An 18,894-nucleotide genomic window follows, 5' to 3' on the forward strand; every position below is an offset into this window, starting at 1 on the left:
AGGAGAGGGGGAGCAGGTGCGGCGTTCCGCGTTGCTGCTCGCTCTCGTCGTGGTGCTGGCGCTCGGCGCCGTGGTGGCCACGGTCGTGGTGACCTCCACCCCCGACAACCCGATAGCCGATGACGGCTCCGCGGTGGCCGCCGCACAGGCCGGGGGCGCGAAATCGCAGCTGCCGCCGGTGTCCAGCACCGCGGTCGGCGCGCTCTTCGTCGACGGCTCGCACTACTGCACCGCGAGCGTCGTCCACAGCGACCAGGGCGATGTCCTGATCACCGCCGCGCACTGCATCCACAACGGCGAGGGCGGCGACTACCTCTCCGGCGTCACCTTCGCCCCCGGCTTCCACAACGGCGTCGCGCCGTTCGGGTACTGGAACGTGAGCAACGAGCTGGTCGCGCCGGGCTGGGTGGCTTCGTCCGATCCGGACCTCGACGTCGGCTTCGCGACCGCGCATCAGCCGGGCAACCCGAAGACGCTGGAGAGCGTGGCCGGCGCGAACAAGCTGGCCACCAGCGGCGCCTTCGTCCAGCCGATCACCCTGACCGGCTACCCGGACGATTCGGACGTCCCGGCTGTCTGCCAGAACACCACGACCCAGCAGGACACCTACCAGCTGCGGGTCGACTGCGTCGGCTTCCCGAACGGGACCAGCGGCGGCCCATGGGTCACCCAGCAGGACCCGAAAACCCGGCTGGGCACGGTGATCGGTGTGATCGGTGGCTTCCAGTACGGCGGCGACGACCCCGACACGTCCTACAGCAGCTACTTCGACACCGACGTCGCGGCGCTGTACCGCCAGACGACGTCGCGCCCCTAGCCGACGCTGGTCAGCGGCGGCAGCCCGAGCGACGTGGCGAGCTTGTCGAGGTCCCGGCGGACCGGAGCACTCAACGGCACCCCGAGCGCCCGGCACTGTTCGAGGTACTGCGCCTCGCGCCAGCCCGGATAGCGGATCGGCGCGCCGCCCTCCCAGCCGAGCAGGCTGCCGAAGAGCGCGCTGGCGGCGCGGTAGAAGCCGTCGGCGCTGCGCAGGGTCGTCGGGGCGATCGCGAGCACCAGCAGCCCGGTGTCGTGGTCGTGGTCGGCGACGCCGGACAGCACGCCCGCGAGGACCTCGACGAGCAACGCGAACCCGGCCATCGCCGGATCTCCGCCGGTGGTCGGCGTCGGAGTGTCCATGTCGAACACGAACTCGGGGTACGCCCCGGCCGGGGCGGCCATGCCAAGCGGGTTGACCGGCAGTCCAGGATCGGTGCCCGCGGCGAGGACGAGCCCGATCATCGCGTGCGGCAGTGCCCGCGCCGCGTGGTGGCCCGCCCGGCCGAACGGGCCGATTCCGCGCAGCGAAACCAGTCCGACGCCGAAGCGCCCGGCCCGCGTGACCGCGCGGTCCATGGCGTCGCCGACGGCCCACAGGCCCGGCGCGCGGCGATAGTCGATCAACGCCGCCGCGCCGCGGTCGGCGATCATCAGCGGTTCGGCACGTGGGCGAATGAAACCGTTGTCCAGCAAGGGAAGGTGCACCCGCAGGAGATCCGCGACGCCGTTTTCCGGGGTGCCGGTGAGATCGCCGTGGCACAGCGCTTCGGCGGCCATGCGGGCGCGGGGTTCGGGGAAGTCGTGTGCGGTGAAGACGTGGGCGACCAGGGTGAGCAGTTCGTCGGCCGGTACGCGGTGCCAGGCCTGTTCCGGGATCGGGGTGTCCGGGGTTTCCGACGTGGGTGCGGAGCGATTCAGGCGGAGGGAACGCGGTCTGAGAGGCACTTCTCCGAGAGTGCCTAACCGCGCGTCACGACGTCAACGAGGTCCGCAGGCCACAACCCGTCTGTGTGATCCGAAGGGCGGAAACCACGACATCGGACACGTACCCTGTTCGATATGTGCCGAAACATCACCACTTTGCGTGGTTTGCAGCCTGCGGCGACGAGTGAAGAGATCGAGGCGGCGGCGCGTCAGTACGTCCGCAAGGTGAGCGGTGTTCAGTCGCTCTCGGACGCGACCCGCGAGCCGTTCGAAGCCGCCGTCGCCCAGATCGCCGAGATCACCGCTCACCTGCTGGAGCACCTGCCCGAACGCCGTCAGCCGCCGGCGACGGTACCACCGCTGCGCCGCCCCGAGGTCCGCGCGCGCATCGCGGCGAGGGAACTCAAAAAGGCCTGAGTTTCACGGTGCCTGGCGCTGTTCGCGCTCGGCCAGCGCGGCGACGACGTCGGTGAGCGGGCGGCCGTCGCCCGGGTCGACGCAGCCGGCGAACAACGCCATCGCGGCGACGCCGAGCACCGACTGCCGCTTGTCGTGGTCGAGGATCCGCGCCTCGGGTTCCGCGGAGACGCGCAGCGCGAGCCCCTCGGCCAGCGCGGTGAGCAGGACCGTGAGGTCCTCGAAGGTGACACCGGGCCGGAGCTGGAGGCCGCGCGCGGTGAGCACGGACTCGCACATGGTGGCCCAGCGCGTCGTGATGTCGCGGTACACCGAGGTCATGGCCTCGCGGAGCTGCTCGTCCTGGCCGGTGAGGGCGGTGAGCAGGAACCGGAAGCGCAGCGCGGTGGCGCCGCCGCCGGCGATGGAGGCCATGTCGCGGTAGGCGATTTCCTCGACGGCGGCGACGAAATCGCCGTCGGACAGGGCGGGGGTGGCCTGGTCGGAGAGGTGGTGCGGGGACCAGCGCTGGATGCGCAGGGTGTAGCGGGCGAGGTCGGAGAGGTAGTCCGGGAAGTAGGCCCACCGGTCGCGGAACGAGCCGAGGGTGCCGTGGCGGGGCAGTTCGGCGGGCCCGTTGGCGACCTCGGCGATGACGTTCTCACGCGTCAGTGTCGACAGCGGCCGCGTGAATCCCTCCGCCGGCGCCTCCGCCGCGAAGAACTCCCGATCAAGCAGCCGGACCCCAGCCTCGAGATACGCCCGCGTCAGCGGATGATTCGCCAACCGGCTCCGCACCGCCTCCGTCCGCCGATGCACATTCCGCACCACGTCACTGAGGTCGTCGACCCGCTCGCCCTCGCGCTCCCGCGTCACCGCCCACGCCTCCCGCCCGCACTACCTCCCCTCCGGGAGGTCCCCGCCAGACCCTCCGCACACGCCCTAGCCACGACGCCTGCGACCCCCGTACAACTCAAGACATGAAGCTCATTCTTACCAGCAAATCCGCCGCCAAGACCGCCCTCTACCTCTTCCTGGCAGGAGCCCTAGCAGCCCTGGTAATGACCTAGACAAGGCAAGAAGCAAGACGATGCACCAGGTCACCGACGCAACCAGGTCACCGACGCAAGAATCGAACCCAACGGCACCACCGTGGGGGGTCCAGGGGGGCGAAGCCCTCCCTGGCGGGGGTCCGGGGGTCCGACCCCCGGGGCAAAGGCGGACGCCAAAGGTCCGCGCTCCCCGCGGACACACGTCCCCCATGGCGGAAGCGGAGGGATTTGAACCCCCGGTGGGTTGCCCCACGCTCGCTTTCAAGGCGAGTGCATTCGGCCGCTCTGCCACGCTTCCCTAGGGGCTCAGGGTATCGCGCCTGCCTTCGAGGTCGTCCAGGTGTTCGAGGACGCGGGTGAAGGCGGCGCCGATGACGGCTTGTTCGTCGGGGGTGAGCTGGTCGATGAGGTGGTCGCGGACGCCTTCGACGTGGGTGGGGGCGGCGGTTTCGAGGAGCGCGGCGCCGGCGTCGGTGAGTTCGGTGACGACGCCGCGTTTGTCCTCGGGGTCGCGGGCGCGGCGGACGATGCCCTCGGTTTCGAGGCGGCCGATCTGGTGCGAAAGGCGGCTCTTGGTGGAGCCGAGCATGGCGGCGAGCTCGGTCATGCGGATGCGTTTGTCCGGCTGCAGGGAGATGCAGACCAGCACCTCGTAGTCGGTGAGGGAGATGTCGTGGCGTTCGGCGAGGTCGCGGTGCAGGCGGTGGCGCAGCCGGAGGGTGGCGACGATGTAGGAGCGCCAGGCGACCATTTCGGTGTCGCTCAGCCAGCGGACTGTCCGCTCGTCGTCGGTCATCAACGCAGGGTAGAACGTTGTTCAGGCGGCCTGTGGTCCGGTGTGGGACACGTCCTGATATCCCCCGAAGGGGGGTTACGAAAAGGTTGAGAGTCGGCCGGAAAAGGCGCATTCTGCTTTACAGCGGATGGTCGGTCCGGTACAGGGCACGCCGCCGGGGCGCGCCGGTGCCAGGCCTCCACCCGGGAGAGGTCAGGTGGTTGCGTGGTGGGTGATCCTCGCGGTTGACCGCCCGCTGTGTCCCCGCGGCCGGCACGGTGCTGTACCGGTTCGGTCGTGACTGTGAGCAGCTTGAGAGCGCGGGCTTCTTACATGCGCTCGGCATTCTTCTCGCGCATTCGGCGTCGTTCCGGCCTGGATCTCGCCGCGGTCTCGGCGTCCGCGGCGGCAGTGCCTGTGCGCCGGCCCGGGTGCGGTTAACCGACCCGAAGAGATGTGTGACAACAAACCTCGGTAGTCCTGGGTGCGGCCGGCAGCGTGTGGCCGCACCCAGGCGCATGTCCGGGGCGCCGCGACTACTCTTGTGCCGTGCGATTCGACGACGACGCGGGGCTGGACACCTCCGAGGTCCAGGATCTGCGGGGCAGTGGCGGTGGTGGCGGGATCGGCGGCCGCCTGGCGATCGGCGGGGGCGGGGTCGGCCTGGTGGGGCTGGTCATCTACTTCCTGATCTCGCAGTTCGGCGGTGCGAGCCCCGGCCACGTCAGCAGTGGCGGCGGGGGTCTCGGCCTCGGTGACGTGCGGTCGGGCCAGCAGATCGACAACGGGAAGCTGGCGAGCCAGTGCAAGACGGGGGCGGACGCGAACCGCAACCACGACTGCGCGATCGTCGCGACGATCAACTCGATCCAGGATTTCTGGACGCAGGAGTTCTCGCGGTCCGGTCAGACCTATCGGAAGGCGCCGACGAACTTCTTCAGCGGCGGGGTGCGGACCGGCGGCTGCGGCAGCGCGACCTCGGACACCGGACCGTTCTACTGCCCCGCCGACTCCCAGGTCTACATCGACCTGACGTTCTTCAACGAGCTCCAGACGCGGTTCGGTGCGAAGGGCGGCCCGTTCCCCGAGGCCTACGTGCTCGCGCACGAGTACGGCCATCACGTGCAGAACCTGACGGGCGCGTCGAAGAAGGGCGGCGGCACCGGGCCGACGTCCGGTTCGGTGCGGCTGGAACTGCAGGCCGACTGCTACGCCGGGGTGTGGGCCAACCACGCGACGAAGACGCCGTCGCAGAGCGGCAAGCCGTTGATCTCCGACATCACGCAGGACGACATCAGCCGCGCGCTGGACACGGCGTCGCGGATCGGGGACGACTACATCCAGAGCAAGCTCGGCGGTGGCCAGGTGGACCGGTCGAAGTTCACGCACGGGTCGTCGAAGCAGCGGGAAAAGTGGTTCACGACCGGGTTCCAGACCGGCCAGCCCGCCCGCTGCGACACGTTCTCCGCCCGCGATCTGGGCTGACGCGAAAGAGCTGAAGGACGCTTTCAGTGCACTCAATGCACTGAAAGCGTCCTTCATTGCGTTCAACGCACTAAAGGCGTCCTTCAGCTACGCGGCGGTGTGGTGCGGGTCCATGGTGCCCGCGGGCGCCATGGAGTGCCGCTGCGCGCCGCGTTCGGCGGCCCGCTGGGCCTTGGCCTTGGCGGCCTTGCCCGGCGCGACGCCGTTGACGGTCTCCGTGCTGGTCGCGTAGACGCCGAGCGCCCACGCCACGCCATCGGCGTTGCGGTCCAGCGCGACCCGGTCGACGTTGCCCAGGTTGTCGCAGGCCTTGTGGTAGCAGTGGTCGTACGCGACGCCCGCCGTGCCGCCCCACTTCGCGGCCTGCGCGGCGGTCTTGAGGCCCTCCGCGCCGGTGTCGAGCCCGCCGGCCGGGATGCCGACGGCGATGAAGCCGCCGTAGTCGGACCGGCCGTTGAACTCGGTCTTCTCCACCGAAACGTCCTTCGTGGCCAGGTAATCCACGAAGGTCTTCTCGATCTGCGCGGACCCGTAGGGCCCGGCGGTGCCGTCGTAGGCGAAGTAGCCGGAGTTCGGGGAACCGATCATGTCGAAGTTCAGGTACAGCGCGAGGTCGAGCTGCTGTTCGAAGCTCAGCGAACCGACGTAGTACTTCGAGCCGACGAGGCCGAACTCCTCGGCGCTCCAGAACCCGAACCGGACCGCGTTGTTGACCTTCGGCTTGCTCCCGAGCTGCAGCGCGGTCTCGAGCAGGGTCGCCGAACCGGTCCCGTTGTCGTTGATGCCCGGCCCGGCCGGGACACTGTCGAGGTGGGCGCCGAGCATCACGACGTTGTCCTTGCGCCCGGTCTTGGTCTCGGCGACGACGTTGTAGCTGGTCCGCGCTTCCTGGAAGGCACGCAGCTCGAGCGTCACCGGCACGCCACCCTGCTTGGCAAGCGCTTCCCCTGCCGCCTGGGTGACCCCGCCGGTCGGGATCTTGGCGTTCTCCGGTCCGCCGAGCGTGCCGTTGAGGGCGCCGGCCTCGTTGTTGTAGACGATCGCGCCGATCGCGCCCGCCGCCGCGGCGGACTGCTGCTTCTGCGCGAACGAGCAGCCACCGCGCTTGATCAGGGCGATCTTGCCGGTGACGTCGGTGTAGTCCGTGGCCGCGCAGCCGGTCGCGGCGCTGACCGGGACGACCGCGAGCGGGGCCGTGATGCCGCCGACCGGCGTCGACTTCGTGTACTCCATCGCGATGACCGGCACGTCGCCGCCGGCGACGGTCAGCTTCTCGGCGAGGGTTTCGCTGTAGGTGAAGGGGAATTCCTGGCGCGTGACGTCGTAACCCGCGGCCTCGAGCTTGGTCGCGATGTACTCCGCGGACTTCTTGTGCCCCTCGGTGCTGGCGGCGCGGGTGCCGTTGCTGGTGTCGGCGAACCGCTGGAACGCGACGAGGTGCCGGTTGATCCCGGCGACGCCGACCTTCTTGACGAGTTGCTTCGCGAGCGCGGGTCCGTCCGGTTCCCCGGTGGCCGCGGCCGGTGTCGCCCCCAGAGCGAGCGTGGCGCAGGCGGCGAGAGCCACCGGCGCGACGAATCTTCTTCGGTTATGTGACATGGTGACACCTTTGTTCCCGGTGTCCGCAACGTCAATGCGGCATTCGGCGCACTCCCCTGCCTCCGGGATACAGTCGACGGCATGTACGCGATCTCTATCCGTGAGCCCGGTGGACCCGAAGTTCTCGAATGGACCGAGGTGCCCGACCCGTCACCCGGCCCCGGCGAGGTCCTGCTGGACGTCACGGCGAGCGCGGTGAACCGGGCGGACCTGCTGCAGCGGATCGGCGTGTACCCACCGCCGCCGGGAGCCAGCGAAATCCTCGGTCTGGAGTGCTCGGGGACGATCGCCGAACTCGGTGAAGACGTCGAAGGCTGGCAGGTCGGCGACGAGGTGTGCGCGCTGCTCGCCGGTGGCGGCTACGCGGAGAAGGTCGTCGTCCCGGCGGGCCAGTTGCTGCCGATCCCCGGCGAGGTCGACACGATCGCCGCGGCCGGGCTGCCCGAGGTCGCCTGCACGGTGTGGGCGAACGTCGTGATGCACGGCAGGCTCGGCGAAGGTGACGTACTGCTGGTGCACGGTGGTGCGGGCGGCATCGGCACGCACGCGATCCAGGTCGGCAAGGCCCTCGGCGCGACGGTCGCGGTCACCGCGGGTTCGGCCGAGCGGCTGGAGAGCTGCCGTCAGCTCGGTGCCGACATCACCGTCAACTACCGCGACGAGGACTTCGTCGAGGTGCTCAAGGCGCAGACCGACGGGGCGGACGTCATCCTCGACAACATGGGTGCGTCCTATGTGGACCGCAACATCAGCGCGCTGGCGATGGACGGGCGGCTGGTGATCATCGGGATGCAGGGTGGCGTCAAGGGCGAGCTGAACGTCGGGAAGCTGCTGGGCAAGCGCGCCAGCGTGTTCGCCGCCGGCCTGCGTGCCCGGCCGCTGGACCAGAAGGCCGCGATCGTCGCCGACGTGCGTGCCCGGCTGTGGCCGCTGGTGGAACAGGGCTCGGTCAAGCCGATCGTCGGCCAGGTAGTGCCGATGGCCGAGGCCGCCGACGCGCATCGCGCGCTGGAGGACGGCTCGGTGTTCGGCAAGGTCCTGCTCGCCGCGAAGTCGTGACGTGGTGAGCGTTCCGGGCGGTATCCGGCACCCGGAACGCTCACGACACGACCTTCCCCGCGGCTACGGGGAACCCGGCTGCAGAATTTCTTCGGACTGGACCTTGCCGGGATCAGCCCCGCCAGCGCGGGGAGCGTCGCCGGAATCGCGAGTGCGACACCGCGGATTCTGGCTCATCCCCGCAAGCGCGAGGAAGCACGTCGGCACCCAAGGTCTGGTGCACAGCGACCGCGGACCAACCCCGCGAGCACGGGGAACGCTTACCGCAGCTCTTCCAGGACACGCACGAGCTGGTTGATCTCGAAGACGTTGGAGTAGTGCGCGAGCCCGATCCGCACCGCGCCACCGACCTCGCCGACGCCGAGTGACGCGAAGACACCACTCGTGCCGTCGTCGGCGAAGGCACACAATCCCTGCGACGCCAGATACTCCGCGACCTCCGGCGCTTTGCGGCCCGCGATCGCGAACGCCAGCGCCGGAATGCGCCGCATCGCGTCGCCGATGACCATCACGTGCCGCATCGAGCGCAGCTCGGTGGCCAACTGGGCGAGCAGGCCCGCGTGGTACGACTTCGCCGAGCCGAGCGAGGTGACCAGCCGCTCGCGCCGCGAGCCCGAGGCCGCGTCGTCGAGCCCGGCGAGGTAGTCGATCGAGGCGATGAGCCCGGCGAGCAACGGGTACGCGTGCGGGCCCAGTTCGAGGCGCGCGGCGCCGCGGGCGAGCGGGTCCAGCGACACCGACGAGATGCGCTCCAGCATCTCCGGATCGCGGAACACCAGCGCCCCCACCGACGGCCCGCCCCAGGCCTGCGCGGACACCACGAGCACGTCGGCGCCGAGCGCGTTGAGGTCGAGCGGGACGAACGGCGCGGCGTAGGTCGCGTCGACCACCACCAGCGCGCCGACGCGCTTGGCGAATTCGATCACCGTCGGCACGTCCGGCCGCGTCCCGACCGAACCCGACGCCAGGGTGACCGCCACGGCCTTGGTGCGCGCGGTGACCAGGTTCTCGTACTGCCACGCGGGCAGCTCGCAGGTTTCGATGTCGATCTCGCCCCAGCGCACGACCGCGCCGACCCGCTTCGCGGCGCGTTGCCACGGCGCCAGGTTCGCCTGTTCGTCGAGCCGGGACACGACGATCTCGTCCCCGATCGTCCAGCGTTCGGCGAGCGCGTCGACGAGACGGCGCAACAGCACGGGCGCGCTCGGCCCGAGCACGACGGCGTTCGGGTCCGCGCCGACCAGATCGGCCACCGCGCGGCGCGCCGCGGTGACGATGCTTTCCGCGCGCTGGGAGGCGGGGAAAGCGCCGCCCGGCCCGGAAACCGGGGCCCGCATCGCGGTGGAAACGGCCGAGGCGACCTGTTCCGGGACGAGCATTCCGGCGGCGCCGTCGAAATGAATCCAGCCGTCACCCAGTGCGGGGAACAACCCACGGATACGAGCGACGTCGAACGCCATGGGGACACCGTACGGACGTGCCGTTCCGCGTCGCGCCCGGGGTTGGGCAGAAGGCCACATCACGGCACGTTTGCCGCTACGCTCGGAGACGAACACGAGCACCCGATGCGCCGACGTATCGGCCGCACGCCAGGATGGAGCACATGACGGAGCCGAACCCCCGGGAAACGAGCACAGCCGGTGACGCCGGCGGCGAGGCCTCACCCCACGTGGTGGTCGTCGGCCCGGACGGGACACCGGTGGGCACCGCCCGGCTGTCCCCCGACGGCGGCGGCGCCGAAGCGGACGGCGTCGGCGAGCTCATCGAAGAACCCGCCAAGGTGATGCGGATCGGCACGATGATCAAGCAGCTGCTGGAGGAGGTCCGCGCCGCACCGCTCGACGACGCGAGCCGCAACCGGCTGCGCGAGATCCACCAGACCTCCGTCCGCGAGCTGGAACAGGCCCTGGCCCCGGAGCTGCAGGACGAGCTGGAGCGGCTGGTCCGCCCGTTCACCGAGGACTCCACGCCGTCGGACGCCGAGCTGCGGATCGCGCAGGCCCAGCTCGTCGGCTGGCTGGAGGGGCTGTTCTCCGGCATCCAGACCGCGTTGTTCGCACAGCAGATGGCCGCGCGGGTCCAGCTCGAGCAGATGCGCCGCGGGCTGCCCGCCGGTTCGTCGGGCGCGCCCGGCGAGGGCCACGGCCACGGCATCTCCGGCACCGGCCAGTACCTCTGACACCACATGCCGTCAAGGCCACCTTGCGGGCGTCTGATGCCCATAAGGTGGCCTTGACGGCATTTCGGGCCCGGGGCGCGGCGCGGGAGCGAGGGACCTTTGCTATCGCCGCGCGACCTCGCCGAAGAAGGCCCGGAGGTCGCCGAGTAGCAGGTCCGGCTGTTCCAGGCCAGGGAAGTGGCCGCCGCGGTCGAACTCCGTCCAGCGCACGATCCGGTCGGTGCGCTCGGCCAGCGCCCGGACCGGCAGGGTCGTGTCGTCCGGGAAATGCGCGAGGGCGGTCGGCACCGTCGACGGCGGCTGCGCGCCCACGGCGGCGAGCGCGCTCTGGTAGATCCGCGCCGACGAGTTCGCGGTCGCGGTGAACCAGTAGATCGCGACGTTGGTGAGCAGCGTGTCGCGATCGACGACGTCAGCGCTGTCCGCGTCGACATTGGAGAACGTCCGGAACTTCTCGGCGATCCACGCGAGCTGCCCCGCCGGTGAGTCGGTCAGACCGTAGGAAAGCGTTTGTGCCCTGGTGCCCTGGATGAACACATGGCCCATGCCGTCCCGGGTGAACCGGCCGAACCTGGCCAGCGACAGCTCCGCGCGAGCTCGTTCGTCGCCAGTGAGCCCCTCCAGGTCGGCCGGGGTCTTCGCCACCGCGCCCAGCATGGTCGTCAGGTGCGCGCCGTGCAGCCGTTCCGGATGCCGCACCGCGAGCTGCCGCGTGATGATCGCGCCCCAGTCGCCGCCGTGCGCGCAGAAGCGCTCGTAGCCCAGCCCGCTCATCAGCTCGGCGAACGCGTCCGCGACCCGCTCGGGGCCCCAGTCGGGATCCGAGGGCGCCCCGGAGAAGCCGAACCCCGGGATCGAGGGCACGACGACGTGGAAGGCGTCGGCGGGATCACCGTCGTGCGCCCGCGGATCCGCCAGCGCCCCGGCGATGCCGAGGAATTCGACGAACGAGCCCGGCCAGCCGTGGGTGAGCAGCAACGGCACCGCGTCCGGCTCCGGCGAGCGGAGGTGCGTGAAATGGACGTTCGCGCCGTCGATCGTCGTCGTGAACTGCGGGAACCCGTTGAGCCACCGCTCGTGCGCCCGCCAGTCGAAGCCCTGTCGCCAGTATTCGGCCAGCTCACGCACGTAGTCGACCGGCGCGCCGAGCCGCCAGCCGAGGCCGGTGGGCTGATCGGGCAAGCGGGTGTTCGCCAGCCGTGCGGCGAGATCGTCGAGCTGGGCTTGGGGAATGTCGACATGGAACGGCCTGATCTCGGACGTCATTCGCCCACCTTAGGAAGATCGGCGCCCGATTCGACCGGCTCGCACCGGTCTCGCACCAAGGTACGCCCGGACGGACCGCACGAAACACGCTTCGTGTCGTTCCGGAGACGTACCGGTTACGACCAGAAGGCGGGGCGAACCCAGCGCCGCTCACCCCATCGGTACCCTCGTCCACGTGCATGCGACCAGCACGGTTCACACAGCCGAATCCAGCGTCGCGGCACCGGTTCACCCGGTGTCGGACAGCAAGACGTTCAAGCGTGCCTTCGCCGACATCAAGGCCGGGTTCCGTGCCCGCCAACTCTGGGGTCACCTGGGCTGGCAGGACATCAAGCAGCGCTACCGCCGCTCGGTGATCGGCCCGTTCTGGATCACCATCAGCCAGGCGGTCATCGCGCTCGGCCTCGGGCTGCTGTACTCGCAGCTGTTCGGGATGCCGGTCGAGGTCTTCCTGCCCTACATCTCCACCGGCTTCATCATCTGGGGTTTCATCAGCGGCTGCCTCGCCGAAGGCATGGAGACGTTCATCGCGAACGAGGGGCTCATCAAGCAGCTCCCGGCGCCGCTGAGCGTGTACGCGCTGCGGACGGTGTGGCGGCAGACGCTGCTGCTGGCCCACAACATGATCGTCTACGTCGGGGTGCTGGCGATTTACTTCACCGCGCTCGACGCGCCGTACTCTTTGAGCACCGGTGCCTGCACACCGCACAGCGCGATCTGCCACCCCGGCCTGAGCTGGAACATCCTGCTCGCCATCCCGGGCTTCCTGTTGCTGGCGCTCAACGCGGGCTGGGTGACACTGCTGCTCGGCATCGCCTCGACCCGGTTCCGCGACATCCCGCAGGTGATCAACTCCCTGATCCAGCTGATGTTCTACGGCACCCCGATCGTCTGGCCGGTCGACCAGCTGCTGCAGGGCGGAGCACGCGCGGGCATCTCCTGGATCCTGCCGATCGTCAAGGCGAACCCGCTGTATCACTTCATGCAGGTGGTCCGCGCACCATTGCTCGGCCAGGCCTTCACGATCGGCAACTGGATCGTGGTCGGCTCCATCACCATCGTCGGCTGGGCGCTCGCGCTCGTCGCCATGCGCAACTACCGCGCACGCGTCTCGTATTGGGTGTGACACATGGTCAGCATTGACGTTCACAACGCGTTCGTGGACTTCCCGATCTTCGACGCCAAGACGCGGTCGATGAAGAAGAAGGTCCTCGGCAAGGTCGGCGGCAAGATCGGCACCGACACCAAGGTGCCGATCATCGAGGCCCTGCACGACGTGAGCCTGACCCTGCGCGAGGGCGACCGGGTCGGGCTGGTCGGGCACAACGGCGCCGGGAAGTCGACCCTGCTGCGGCTACTAGCCGGGATCTACGAGCCGACCCGCGGGTCGGCGAGGATCGTCGGCAAGATCGCACCCGTCTTCGACCTCGGCATCGGGATGGACCCGGAGATCTCCGGCGAGGAGAACATCATCATCCGCGGCCTGTTCCTCGGCATGACTGCCAAGGAGATGGAGAAGCGGGTCGACGACATCGCCGAGTTCACCGAGCTGGGCGACTACCTGAAGATGCCGCTGCGGACGTATTCGACGGGTATGCGGGTCCGGCTCGCGCTCGGCGTGGTCACCTCGATCGACCCCGAGATCCTGATCCTCGACGAGGGCATCGGCGCGGTCGACGCGGCGTTCCTCAACAAGGCCCGCGACCGGCTCAAGGACCTGGTGAAGCGCTCCGGCATCCTGGTGTTCGCCAGCCACGCCGACGAGTTCCTCTTCGAGCTGTGCGACTCCGCGCTCTGGATGGACGAAGGCCACATCAAGCAACGCGGTTCGCTGCGAGACGTCCTCACCGGGTACAAGGGCCGTGACCCCTTCGAGGACATGGGCAAGGAAACCCTCGAGCGCCTGGGCATCGAACCGGTGGCGACGACGAACGGCGGAGAGTAATGACCAGCGAGACCCGGCAGCTGCCCGAAGGCGCCGTCGTCGGCGTGGTCGTCACGCGGCACCGGCGCGAACTGCTCGCGGACTCGCTCAAGGTCATCGCCGCCCAGACCCGCGCGGTCGATCATCTCGTGGTGGTCGACAACGGGCCGGACCAGTCCGCACGCGACGTCGTCGAGGGTTACCCGCTGCCCTTCACGTACCTGCCGTCGCACCGGAACCTCGGTGGCGCCGGCGGGTTCGCGCTCGGCATGCTGCACGCGCTGTCGCTGGGCGCGGAGTGGATCTGGCTGGCGGACGACGACGGCCGCCCCGCCGACGAGCACGTCCTCGCGACGCTGCTGGAGGAAGCCGAAAAGCGCGGACTCGCCGAGATCTCGCCGGTGGTGGCGAACATCGACGCGCCCGCGAAGCTCGCCTTCCCGCTGCGCCGTGGACTCACCTGGAAACGCTCCTCGGCCGAGCTCGGCACCGACTTCCTGCCGGGCATCGCCTCGCTGATGAACGGCGCCCTGTTCCGGGCGTCCACTTTGGACGTCGTGGGCGTGCCGGATCTGCGGCTGTTCTTCCGCGGCGACGAGGTCGAGCTGCACCGGCGGCTGGCCAGGTCCGGACTGCCGTTCGGCACCTCGCTCAAGGCGACCTACCTGCACCCGGACGGCTCCGACGAGTTCAAGCCGATGCTGGGCGGCAAGTTCCACGCGCAGGATCCCGAGAACGAGGTCAAGCGCTACTACACCTACCGCAACCGGGGTTACCTGCTTTCCCAGCCGGGCATGCGCAAGATCGGCGCGCTCGAAGTGATCCGCTTCGGCCTCTACTTCGTCGGCGTGAAGCGGGATCCCAAAGCGTTCCTGCAGTGGCTGAAGCTGGTCCGCCAGGGCCGGCAGGAGAAGTTCTTCCGCTACTGATCACTGTTCCGTCCACTGTGGACGAACACGCACTCTGCAACACGAAAGCCGCCCCGTCCCCTTTCCGGGACGGGGCGGCTTTCGTGGAAAACGCTATTCGCCGATGACCGGAGGCGCGGTCCGCATGTCGGTACCGAAGACCTCGTCCGGGTCGCCCTCGACGAGGTAGGTCGGACGCTGGTGCTCGGTGTCCTCGTCGCCCTCCCCGTGCTGACCACGAGCGCCGCCCATGCCGCCGGGGCCCATGCCGCCGCGACCACCCGCGCCGGAGCCGAGGCCCCCCATGCCGCGGCCCGCGGCGGTCTCGGCCGCGCCGATGCCGCCGGGCCGGGCGGCACCCGAACCAGCGCCGGCGCCCGGAGTGGAACCCGAACCGCCACCGGGGCCGAAGCCGCCGCCACGGCCGACCTTGCTGTTGTACTCGTTCTCCCCGCCCATGCCGCCCATCGGTCCCATGCCCATCGGCATCGGGCCCATCCCCATGGGCATCGCGGTGTTGGCGTTGTTCGGCGCCGGCAGCGAGGGGCTCGGCGGCACGTAGCCGGACGGCGCCGTGCCGCTGCCCACCGGCAGGTGACCCGACCCGGTGATCGAACCGGGCGCGCTGGGGATCGACGAACCGCCGCCAGGGATGTTGACCGACCCGCCCGGGATCGACGAGCCGCCCCCGCCGGAGCCACCGCCGCCGGTGTTGCCGCTGAAGTTGTTGCCGCCGGGGATGTTGATGTTGCCGTTGTTGTTCCCGCCGCCCTTGTTCTTGTCGCTGTCGGACGGTTCGGTCTTGCCGCCCCCGCCGACGCTGAACTTCGGGGGCTCGGCGAACACCGGCTGCTTCGACGCGGCTTCGTAGAGCTGCTTGTCGTAGCTCGACATGACGCGGGCGGCGTCCTCGTGCGCCTTGTTGCTGTCCTGCTGCTTCTGGACCGACTTGTCGATGTTGTCGCCGAGGTTGAACGGGTTCGAGGTCATCCACGACTTGAACTCGTCGCCCCAGCTGAACGGGATCGGCTTGGGCATGCTGTTCTTCGCGGTGGCCGCCGCGGTGCCCTGGTCGTACGTGGTTTCCGAAGCCAGCTTCGCGTTCTGCGAGTTGGCGTCGGCCCATTTGCCGAGGCTGGTGAAGTAGGCCTGCGCGTTCCCCGCCGCGGCGCCCTCCCAGGTGCCCTTCGACTTGTTGACCGCCTCGGTCATCGTCGTGGCGAACTGCTCGAAGGCCTTGTGCACGTCGAAGTAGGCGTTGGAGACGTTCGAGACCTGCTCGACGTTGAGGTTCTGGTCGAGGTAGCCCTTGAGCTGCGTGTGCTCGTGCCCGAGGTAGTCCGCGTCGGACGGCTTCAGGCCCTTGACGTACTCGACGTCCCGGCCGGTGGTGAGGTCCTTGACGTTCTTGTCCCCGACCTCGGTGGACTGCTGTTTCGCCTTGCCCGAGGCGAGCCAGGTCTGGATGACGCCGAAGAGCCAGTTGTCCTTGTCGACGCCTTCGTCCGCCTTGCGCTGGAAGTAGGCGTCGCGTTGGGCCGGGGACAACTCTGCGACCTGGCGCTGCGTCAGATCGGGTGTCTTGGTCGGTGGCGTGCTCATCTTGGTCCCCCTTTACGCCTTGGGAAGCTTGGGTTCGACGACGTCGGCGACCTTCGAGGCGATGTCGCAGGCCTTGGCCGAATCAGCGGACACGATCGAGACGTCGACCCGCGAGCCGGTGCCGACCGCGAGCGCGAGCACGCAGCCCTCCGGCGGCTGCGGCGCCTGGACGGCCTTGCGGCCGCTCGTCATGGTTCCGGGCTTCTTGCCGCCGCCGTTGTCCGGCAGCGCGTCCAGCCCGGCGTTGTCACGCACCGTGATGTCGACGGTCAGCGTGTCATCCGAGGCGTTCGCCCGCTGGCGCACGAGCTGACAGTCCCGCGCGCCCGCGCCGACGTCCTGCTTCGCCGGCCCGTCGAAGGTGCCGTAGGTACTGAGATCCGAGCCGCTGACCAGCGTGCACGGGTCGAGTGAGGCCGTGCTGCCGCCAGGAGCGCCGCTCGCCGACGCCGGAGGTGACGAAGGCCCGCCGGACGCCGTACCCGCCGGAGAGGCGGTGCCGGACTGCTGGCTGGAGCAGCCCGCGAGCACGAACGCGCCCGCGGTCAGCGCGATTGCGGAGCGCAGGAGCAGGTTCCGCATCGGCCTCAGGCCTCGAGGGTCTTGACGGACTTGGAGAGGTCCGCGGCGCGCTGCTCGGTCTCCTTGTAGAGACCGGCGGCCCTGGCCAGCGCCTCGTCGGCCTGCTTGAGCACCGAACTGAACTGCTGCAGCACCTGCTGGGCCGACCCGGTGGCCTCGGCAGCGCCCTTCTGGTCGTGCGCGGCGACGGTGTGCCCGTACGGGTGACTGCCGAGCTGCGGGGCCTGGGACAGCACCTGCGTCTTGCCCTTGAGGCTGTCGAGCTTGGTGGCCATCTCGTTCAGCGCCTTGCGCAGCGGCTCGACCCCGGCGGCGGTGATCTTGAACCCGCCGCTCTTGGCCGCGTTGACGAGCTTCTGCGTCTCGTCGGTGACGGCCTTGACGGCCTGCATGTTCATCCCGCCGGCGGTGAACGCGGCCGATGCCGCGGCCATGACCCCCTGGCCGACCGTCCCGCCGCCCGAATCAGCCTGGAAACTCATCGCCGCCCCATATCCTCGCCCATGCGTCTGCGTCCCGCAGTCTACTAGCCGGGCACACTGTGCAACGGGCTTTCGTCCGATTCACCTGAGCACCGCTCAGTCGCCGTGCACTACGACGCGACCGGGCGACGGCCGGTTCCCGCGACTCAGAGATGACCCTCGAGCTGGGTGTAGAGCTGCTGGGCGATCCGCGCGTTGTCGGCGGGCGCATAGGTGAGCCACCGCTGGCCGTCGGCTGCGTCGTTGCTGGTCATCAGGTAGCGGCCGGCCTCGGTGTCGAACCAGGCCAGCGACGGCAGGCTGGTGTCCTTGCCGTTGCCACCCCGGACGTAGGCGGTGAACTGGCCGATCCGCTTCTTCGGCTTCTCGAAGATCCGCTCGACCATGCGCAGCTGGGACCCACCGGACTGCGACCGCGGAGCGTTCACGCCCGCGAACGGATCGTAACCGTCGTCCTGACGCTGCGTGCGCTGCGGCTGCGGCGCGGGACGGGCGATGGTCACCGACTGTCCGGGCGCGGCCGGGGTCAGCGGCAGCAGGTCGACGATCGCGGCCACGATGCCGGTCGGCCTGGTCTCCTCGAACACCAGCAGGTTCTCGTCCTGGCGGACCAGCACCGCGAATCGCCCGTTCGAGGCGACCCTGGCGAACAGCTGACGGTCGTCGAGCTGGGCGGCGGCGGTGATGGCGAGGTCACCGCGGACGAACGTCGTCAGCGCCAGTTCGATGTCGGCGTCCAGCCTGCCCCGCTGGAGCATGCCGCGGCCGTCGAGATCACGCAGCACCGCCTCGCGGATCATCGCCCGCTGCTCGACCGTCGTCCCGACGTGGGGCACCTGGAACGGGATGGGTGCCCTGCCGAGATCGTGGAGCTCGGTCAGGATGTCCACCGCTGCCAGCGACAGCGAGAACGAATGCGGCATCGCCTTTGCCCCCTGCGGATCTGTCCGGTTCTCGGGGAAACGGTAGACCACGCCGCCCGGGCACCGCAGCCGGACGCCGGGACCACTCAGCTCTGCGCGAACCGCCTTGCCGGGGTGATCACGCGCTGGTGCGATGGACGTATGGCAGAACCCAAACCCGCGCTCGTGCTGCATCTGGCCACCGGTGGCGAACCACTCCTGTTCGCCCTCAAACAGGAGGATTCCGGGACTCTGGAAGAAAAACTGACTGGCCTCGTCAAGGAAGGCACGGTGACCACCGTGCGCACCAAGGACGGCTCGACCGTGGCGATCAACTTCGCCCATGTCGCGGCGGCCTACATCGACGACCTCAACCGCAAATCCACCGTGTTCGGCCTGCACAGCTGATTTCGCCGCGCGGCCTGGGTTCCCCGGACGCGCCGAAGGCCACCTCCGGGGGACGCGGAGTCCCTCGACGGTGGCCTTCGGCGTGACTGCGGCCTTGGCTCAGAGCCCGTAGAGACGGGTCCAGTTGTCGCGCGAGGTCAGCTCGGGCATGGCGCGCTTGTACTGCTCCTGGACAGCGGCGCCTTCCTTGCGGAGCCGGTTGATGACCTTGGCGCTCCGGCGAGCGAGGTCGATCATCTTCGCCTTGTCGTAGGAGCGGACCCGCACGCCCTCCTGGTTCGCGTCCGTGACCACGGCGGTGTCGAACTGCGCGATGTGCCACCAGTGGGCCTCGTCGTTCGGGATCGCGCCGAGCGAGAACCGGGTACGGCCGAGCACCCGGTCGAGGATCCGCTTGATCAGCACCAGGCGCTGCAGGCTCGGCCGCGGCGCCGCGTTGATGATGCCGATGTCGTTGGAGGCGATGCCGGGGACGTCGGTGGCCTTGTGGCGTTTGGTCTCCGGGTAGGCGTCGCGGATGCGGCGGATCTCC

The 18,894-nt window shown here is 69.5% G+C and carries 19 protein-coding genes, 1 tRNA gene and 1 pseudogene; 9 read left to right on the plus strand and 12 right to left on the minus strand.

From position 1 onward, the window contains the following. Window positions 1-16 precede the first annotated feature (16 nt). Window positions 17-817 (plus strand): trypsin-like serine peptidase, encoded by an 801-nt coding sequence (locus ACFW0G_RS23255; protein ID WP_378327464.1) that lies wholly within the window; start codon window positions 17-19, stop codon window positions 815-817. Here the strand turns inward: ACFW0G_RS23255 and ACFW0G_RS23260 are convergent. Next, a complete protein-coding gene (locus ACFW0G_RS23260; protein ID WP_378327465.1) occupies window positions 814-1,764 on the minus strand; it encodes an Ldh family oxidoreductase in 951 nt (316 codons plus the stop codon). The genes ACFW0G_RS23255 and ACFW0G_RS23260 overlap by 4 nt on opposite strands. A 114-nt stretch (window positions 1,765-1,878) precedes the next feature. Here ACFW0G_RS23260 and ACFW0G_RS23265 point away from each other — a divergent pair, with 114 nt between their 5' ends. After that, window positions 1,879-2,160, plus strand: a complete 282-nt coding sequence (locus tag ACFW0G_RS23265; RefSeq protein ID WP_378327466.1) for a DUF2277 domain-containing protein — start codon at window positions 1,879-1,881, stop codon at window positions 2,158-2,160. Between the two features lie 3 nt (window positions 2,161-2,163). On the opposite strand, the gene ACFW0G_RS23270 is transcribed toward ACFW0G_RS23265, so the two are convergent. The 3 genes from ACFW0G_RS23270 to ACFW0G_RS23280 form a co-directional block, all read right to left on the minus strand. After that, the gene (locus ACFW0G_RS23270) at window positions 2,164-3,015 is read right to left on the minus strand and encodes a hypothetical protein (protein ID WP_378327467.1); all 852 of its coding nucleotides are present in this window, start codon (window positions 3,013-3,015) and stop codon (window positions 2,164-2,166) included. A 386-nt stretch (window positions 3,016-3,401) separates the two neighbouring features. Continuing rightward, window positions 3,402-3,489: transfer RNA gene (locus ACFW0G_RS23275), tRNA-Ser, on the minus strand. Then, a complete protein-coding gene (locus ACFW0G_RS23280) occupies window positions 3,490-3,987 on the minus strand; it encodes a MarR family winged helix-turn-helix transcriptional regulator (protein ID WP_378327468.1) in 498 nt (165 codons plus the stop codon). Window positions 3,988-4,515: 528 nt separating this feature from the next. Between ACFW0G_RS23280 and ACFW0G_RS23285 the strand changes: the two genes are divergently transcribed. Next, window positions 4,516-5,451, plus strand: coding sequence for a neutral zinc metallopeptidase (locus ACFW0G_RS23285; protein ID WP_378327469.1), 936 nt, complete (start codon window positions 4,516-4,518; stop codon window positions 5,449-5,451). Window positions 5,452-5,538: 87 nt separating this feature from the next. Here the strand turns inward: ACFW0G_RS23285 and ACFW0G_RS23290 are convergent, their stop codons facing one another. Further along, entirely contained in the window at window positions 5,539-7,050 is a 1,512-nt protein-coding gene (locus tag ACFW0G_RS23290) for a M28 family metallopeptidase (protein ID WP_378327470.1), read from the minus strand. 81 nt (window positions 7,051-7,131) lie between these two features. On the opposite strand from ACFW0G_RS23290, the gene ACFW0G_RS23295 reads away from it, so the two are divergent. Continuing rightward, the gene (locus tag ACFW0G_RS23295; protein ID WP_378327471.1) at window positions 7,132-8,109 is read left to right on the plus strand and encodes an NAD(P)H-quinone oxidoreductase; all 978 of its coding nucleotides are present in this window, start codon (window positions 7,132-7,134) and stop codon (window positions 8,107-8,109) included. A gap of 260 nt (window positions 8,110-8,369) precedes the next feature. Here ACFW0G_RS23295 and ACFW0G_RS23300 read toward each other — a convergent pair whose 3' ends face one another. Beyond that, window positions 8,370-9,569 (minus strand): cysteine desulfurase-like protein, encoded by a 1,200-nt coding sequence (locus ACFW0G_RS23300; RefSeq protein WP_378327472.1) that lies wholly within the window; start codon window positions 9,567-9,569, stop codon window positions 8,370-8,372. Window positions 9,570-9,703: 134 nt separating this feature from the next. On the opposite strand from ACFW0G_RS23300, the gene ACFW0G_RS23305 reads away from it, so the two are divergent. Beyond that, a complete protein-coding gene (locus tag ACFW0G_RS23305; protein ID WP_378327473.1) occupies window positions 9,704-10,288 on the plus strand; it encodes a bacterial proteasome activator family protein in 585 nt (194 codons plus the stop codon). 102 nt (window positions 10,289-10,390) lie between these two features. On the opposite strand, the gene ACFW0G_RS23310 is transcribed toward ACFW0G_RS23305, so the two are convergent. Further along, window positions 10,391-11,554 (minus strand): epoxide hydrolase family protein, encoded by a 1,164-nt coding sequence (locus ACFW0G_RS23310; protein ID WP_378327474.1) that lies wholly within the window; start codon window positions 11,552-11,554, stop codon window positions 10,391-10,393. Window positions 11,555-11,729: 175 nt separating this feature from the next. On the opposite strand from ACFW0G_RS23310, the gene ACFW0G_RS23315 reads away from it, so the two are divergent. From ACFW0G_RS23315 to ACFW0G_RS23325, 3 genes are read left to right on the plus strand one after another with little or no spacing between them, the layout of a single operon-like run. After that, a complete protein-coding gene (locus tag ACFW0G_RS23315) occupies window positions 11,730-12,680 on the plus strand; it encodes an ABC transporter permease (protein ID WP_378327475.1) in 951 nt (316 codons plus the stop codon). Between the two features lie 3 nt (window positions 12,681-12,683). Continuing rightward, the gene (locus ACFW0G_RS23320; RefSeq protein WP_378327476.1) at window positions 12,684-13,499 is read left to right on the plus strand and encodes an ABC transporter ATP-binding protein; all 816 of its coding nucleotides are present in this window, start codon (window positions 12,684-12,686) and stop codon (window positions 13,497-13,499) included. Then, window positions 13,499-14,407, plus strand: coding sequence for a glycosyltransferase (locus tag ACFW0G_RS23325; RefSeq protein WP_378327477.1), 909 nt, complete (start codon window positions 13,499-13,501; stop codon window positions 14,405-14,407). The genes ACFW0G_RS23320 and ACFW0G_RS23325 overlap by 1 nt, the downstream gene beginning before the upstream one ends. A 93-nt stretch (window positions 14,408-14,500) precedes the next feature. Here ACFW0G_RS23325 and ACFW0G_RS23330 read toward each other — a convergent pair whose 3' ends face one another. From ACFW0G_RS23330 to ACFW0G_RS23345, 4 genes are all read right to left on the minus strand, one after another. Beyond that, complete coding sequence (locus tag ACFW0G_RS23330) at window positions 14,501-15,988, minus strand: hypothetical protein (RefSeq protein ID WP_378327478.1); 1,488 nt, start codon at window positions 15,986-15,988, stop codon at window positions 14,501-14,503. 12 nt (window positions 15,989-16,000) lie between these two features. Then, on the minus strand, window positions 16,001-16,570 hold the full coding sequence (locus ACFW0G_RS23335) for a DUF3558 family protein (protein WP_378327479.1): 570 nt from the start codon (window positions 16,568-16,570) through the stop codon (window positions 16,001-16,003). 5 nt (window positions 16,571-16,575) lie between these two features. After that, window positions 16,576-17,052, minus strand: coding sequence for a hypothetical protein (locus tag ACFW0G_RS23340; protein ID WP_378327480.1), 477 nt, complete (start codon window positions 17,050-17,052; stop codon window positions 16,576-16,578). A 146-nt stretch (window positions 17,053-17,198) separates the two neighbouring features. Next, the gene (locus ACFW0G_RS23345) at window positions 17,199-17,975 is read right to left on the minus strand and encodes an ESX secretion-associated protein EspG (RefSeq protein WP_378327481.1); all 777 of its coding nucleotides are present in this window, start codon (window positions 17,973-17,975) and stop codon (window positions 17,199-17,201) included. 141 nt (window positions 17,976-18,116) lie between these two features. Here ACFW0G_RS23345 and ACFW0G_RS23350 point away from each other — a divergent pair, with 141 nt between their 5' ends. Further along, entirely contained in the window at window positions 18,117-18,362 is a 246-nt protein-coding gene (locus tag ACFW0G_RS23350; protein ID WP_378327482.1) for a hypothetical protein, read from the plus strand. 99 nt (window positions 18,363-18,461) lie between these two features. On the opposite strand, the pseudogene ACFW0G_RS23355 reads toward ACFW0G_RS23350, so the two are convergent. Beyond that, window positions 18,462-18,894, minus strand: a pseudogene (locus ACFW0G_RS23355) (glycosyltransferase family 2 protein); the annotation flags it as partial.

The sequence above is a fragment of the Amycolatopsis sp. NPDC058986 genome (genome assembly GCF_042741125.1).
Classification (GTDB): Bacteria; Actinomycetota; Actinomycetes; order Mycobacteriales; family Pseudonocardiaceae; genus Amycolatopsis.

Coding starts and splice junctions, on each gene's coding strand:
- ACFW0G_RS23350 (WP_378327482.1), top strand. CDS start 18,117: ATGGCAGAACCCAAACCCGCGCTCGTGCTGCATCTGGCCACCGGTGGC.
- ACFW0G_RS23345 (WP_378327481.1), bottom strand. CDS start 17,975: ATGCCGCATTCGTTCTCGCTGTCGCTGGCAGCGGTGGACATCCTGACC.
- ACFW0G_RS23320 (WP_378327476.1), top strand. CDS start 12,684: ATGGTCAGCATTGACGTTCACAACGCGTTCGTGGACTTCCCGATCTTC.
- ACFW0G_RS23335 (WP_378327479.1), bottom strand. CDS start 16,570: ATGCGGAACCTGCTCCTGCGCTCCGCAATCGCGCTGACCGCGGGCGCG.
- ACFW0G_RS23325 (WP_378327477.1), top strand. CDS start 13,499: ATGACCAGCGAGACCCGGCAGCTGCCCGAAGGCGCCGTCGTCGGCGTG.
- ACFW0G_RS23310 (WP_378327474.1), bottom strand. CDS start 11,554: ATGACGTCCGAGATCAGGCCGTTCCATGTCGACATTCCCCAAGCCCAG.
- ACFW0G_RS23300 (WP_378327472.1), bottom strand. CDS start 9,569: ATGGCGTTCGACGTCGCTCGTATCCGTGGGTTGTTCCCCGCACTGGGT.
- ACFW0G_RS23340 (WP_378327480.1), bottom strand. CDS start 17,052: ATGAGTTTCCAGGCTGATTCGGGCGGCGGGACGGTCGGCCAGGGGGTC.
- ACFW0G_RS23305 (WP_378327473.1), top strand. CDS start 9,704: ATGGAGCACATGACGGAGCCGAACCCCCGGGAAACGAGCACAGCCGGT.
- ACFW0G_RS23290 (WP_378327470.1), bottom strand. CDS start 7,050: ATGTCACATAACCGAAGAAGATTCGTCGCGCCGGTGGCTCTCGCCGCC.
- ACFW0G_RS23280 (WP_378327468.1), bottom strand. CDS start 3,987: ATGACCGACGACGAGCGGACAGTCCGCTGGCTGAGCGACACCGAAATG.
- ACFW0G_RS23295 (WP_378327471.1), top strand. CDS start 7,132: ATGTACGCGATCTCTATCCGTGAGCCCGGTGGACCCGAAGTTCTCGAA.
- ACFW0G_RS23265 (WP_378327466.1), top strand. CDS start 1,879: ATGTGCCGAAACATCACCACTTTGCGTGGTTTGCAGCCTGCGGCGACG.
- ACFW0G_RS23330 (WP_378327478.1), bottom strand. CDS start 15,988: ATGAGCACGCCACCGACCAAGACACCCGATCTGACGCAGCGCCAGGTC.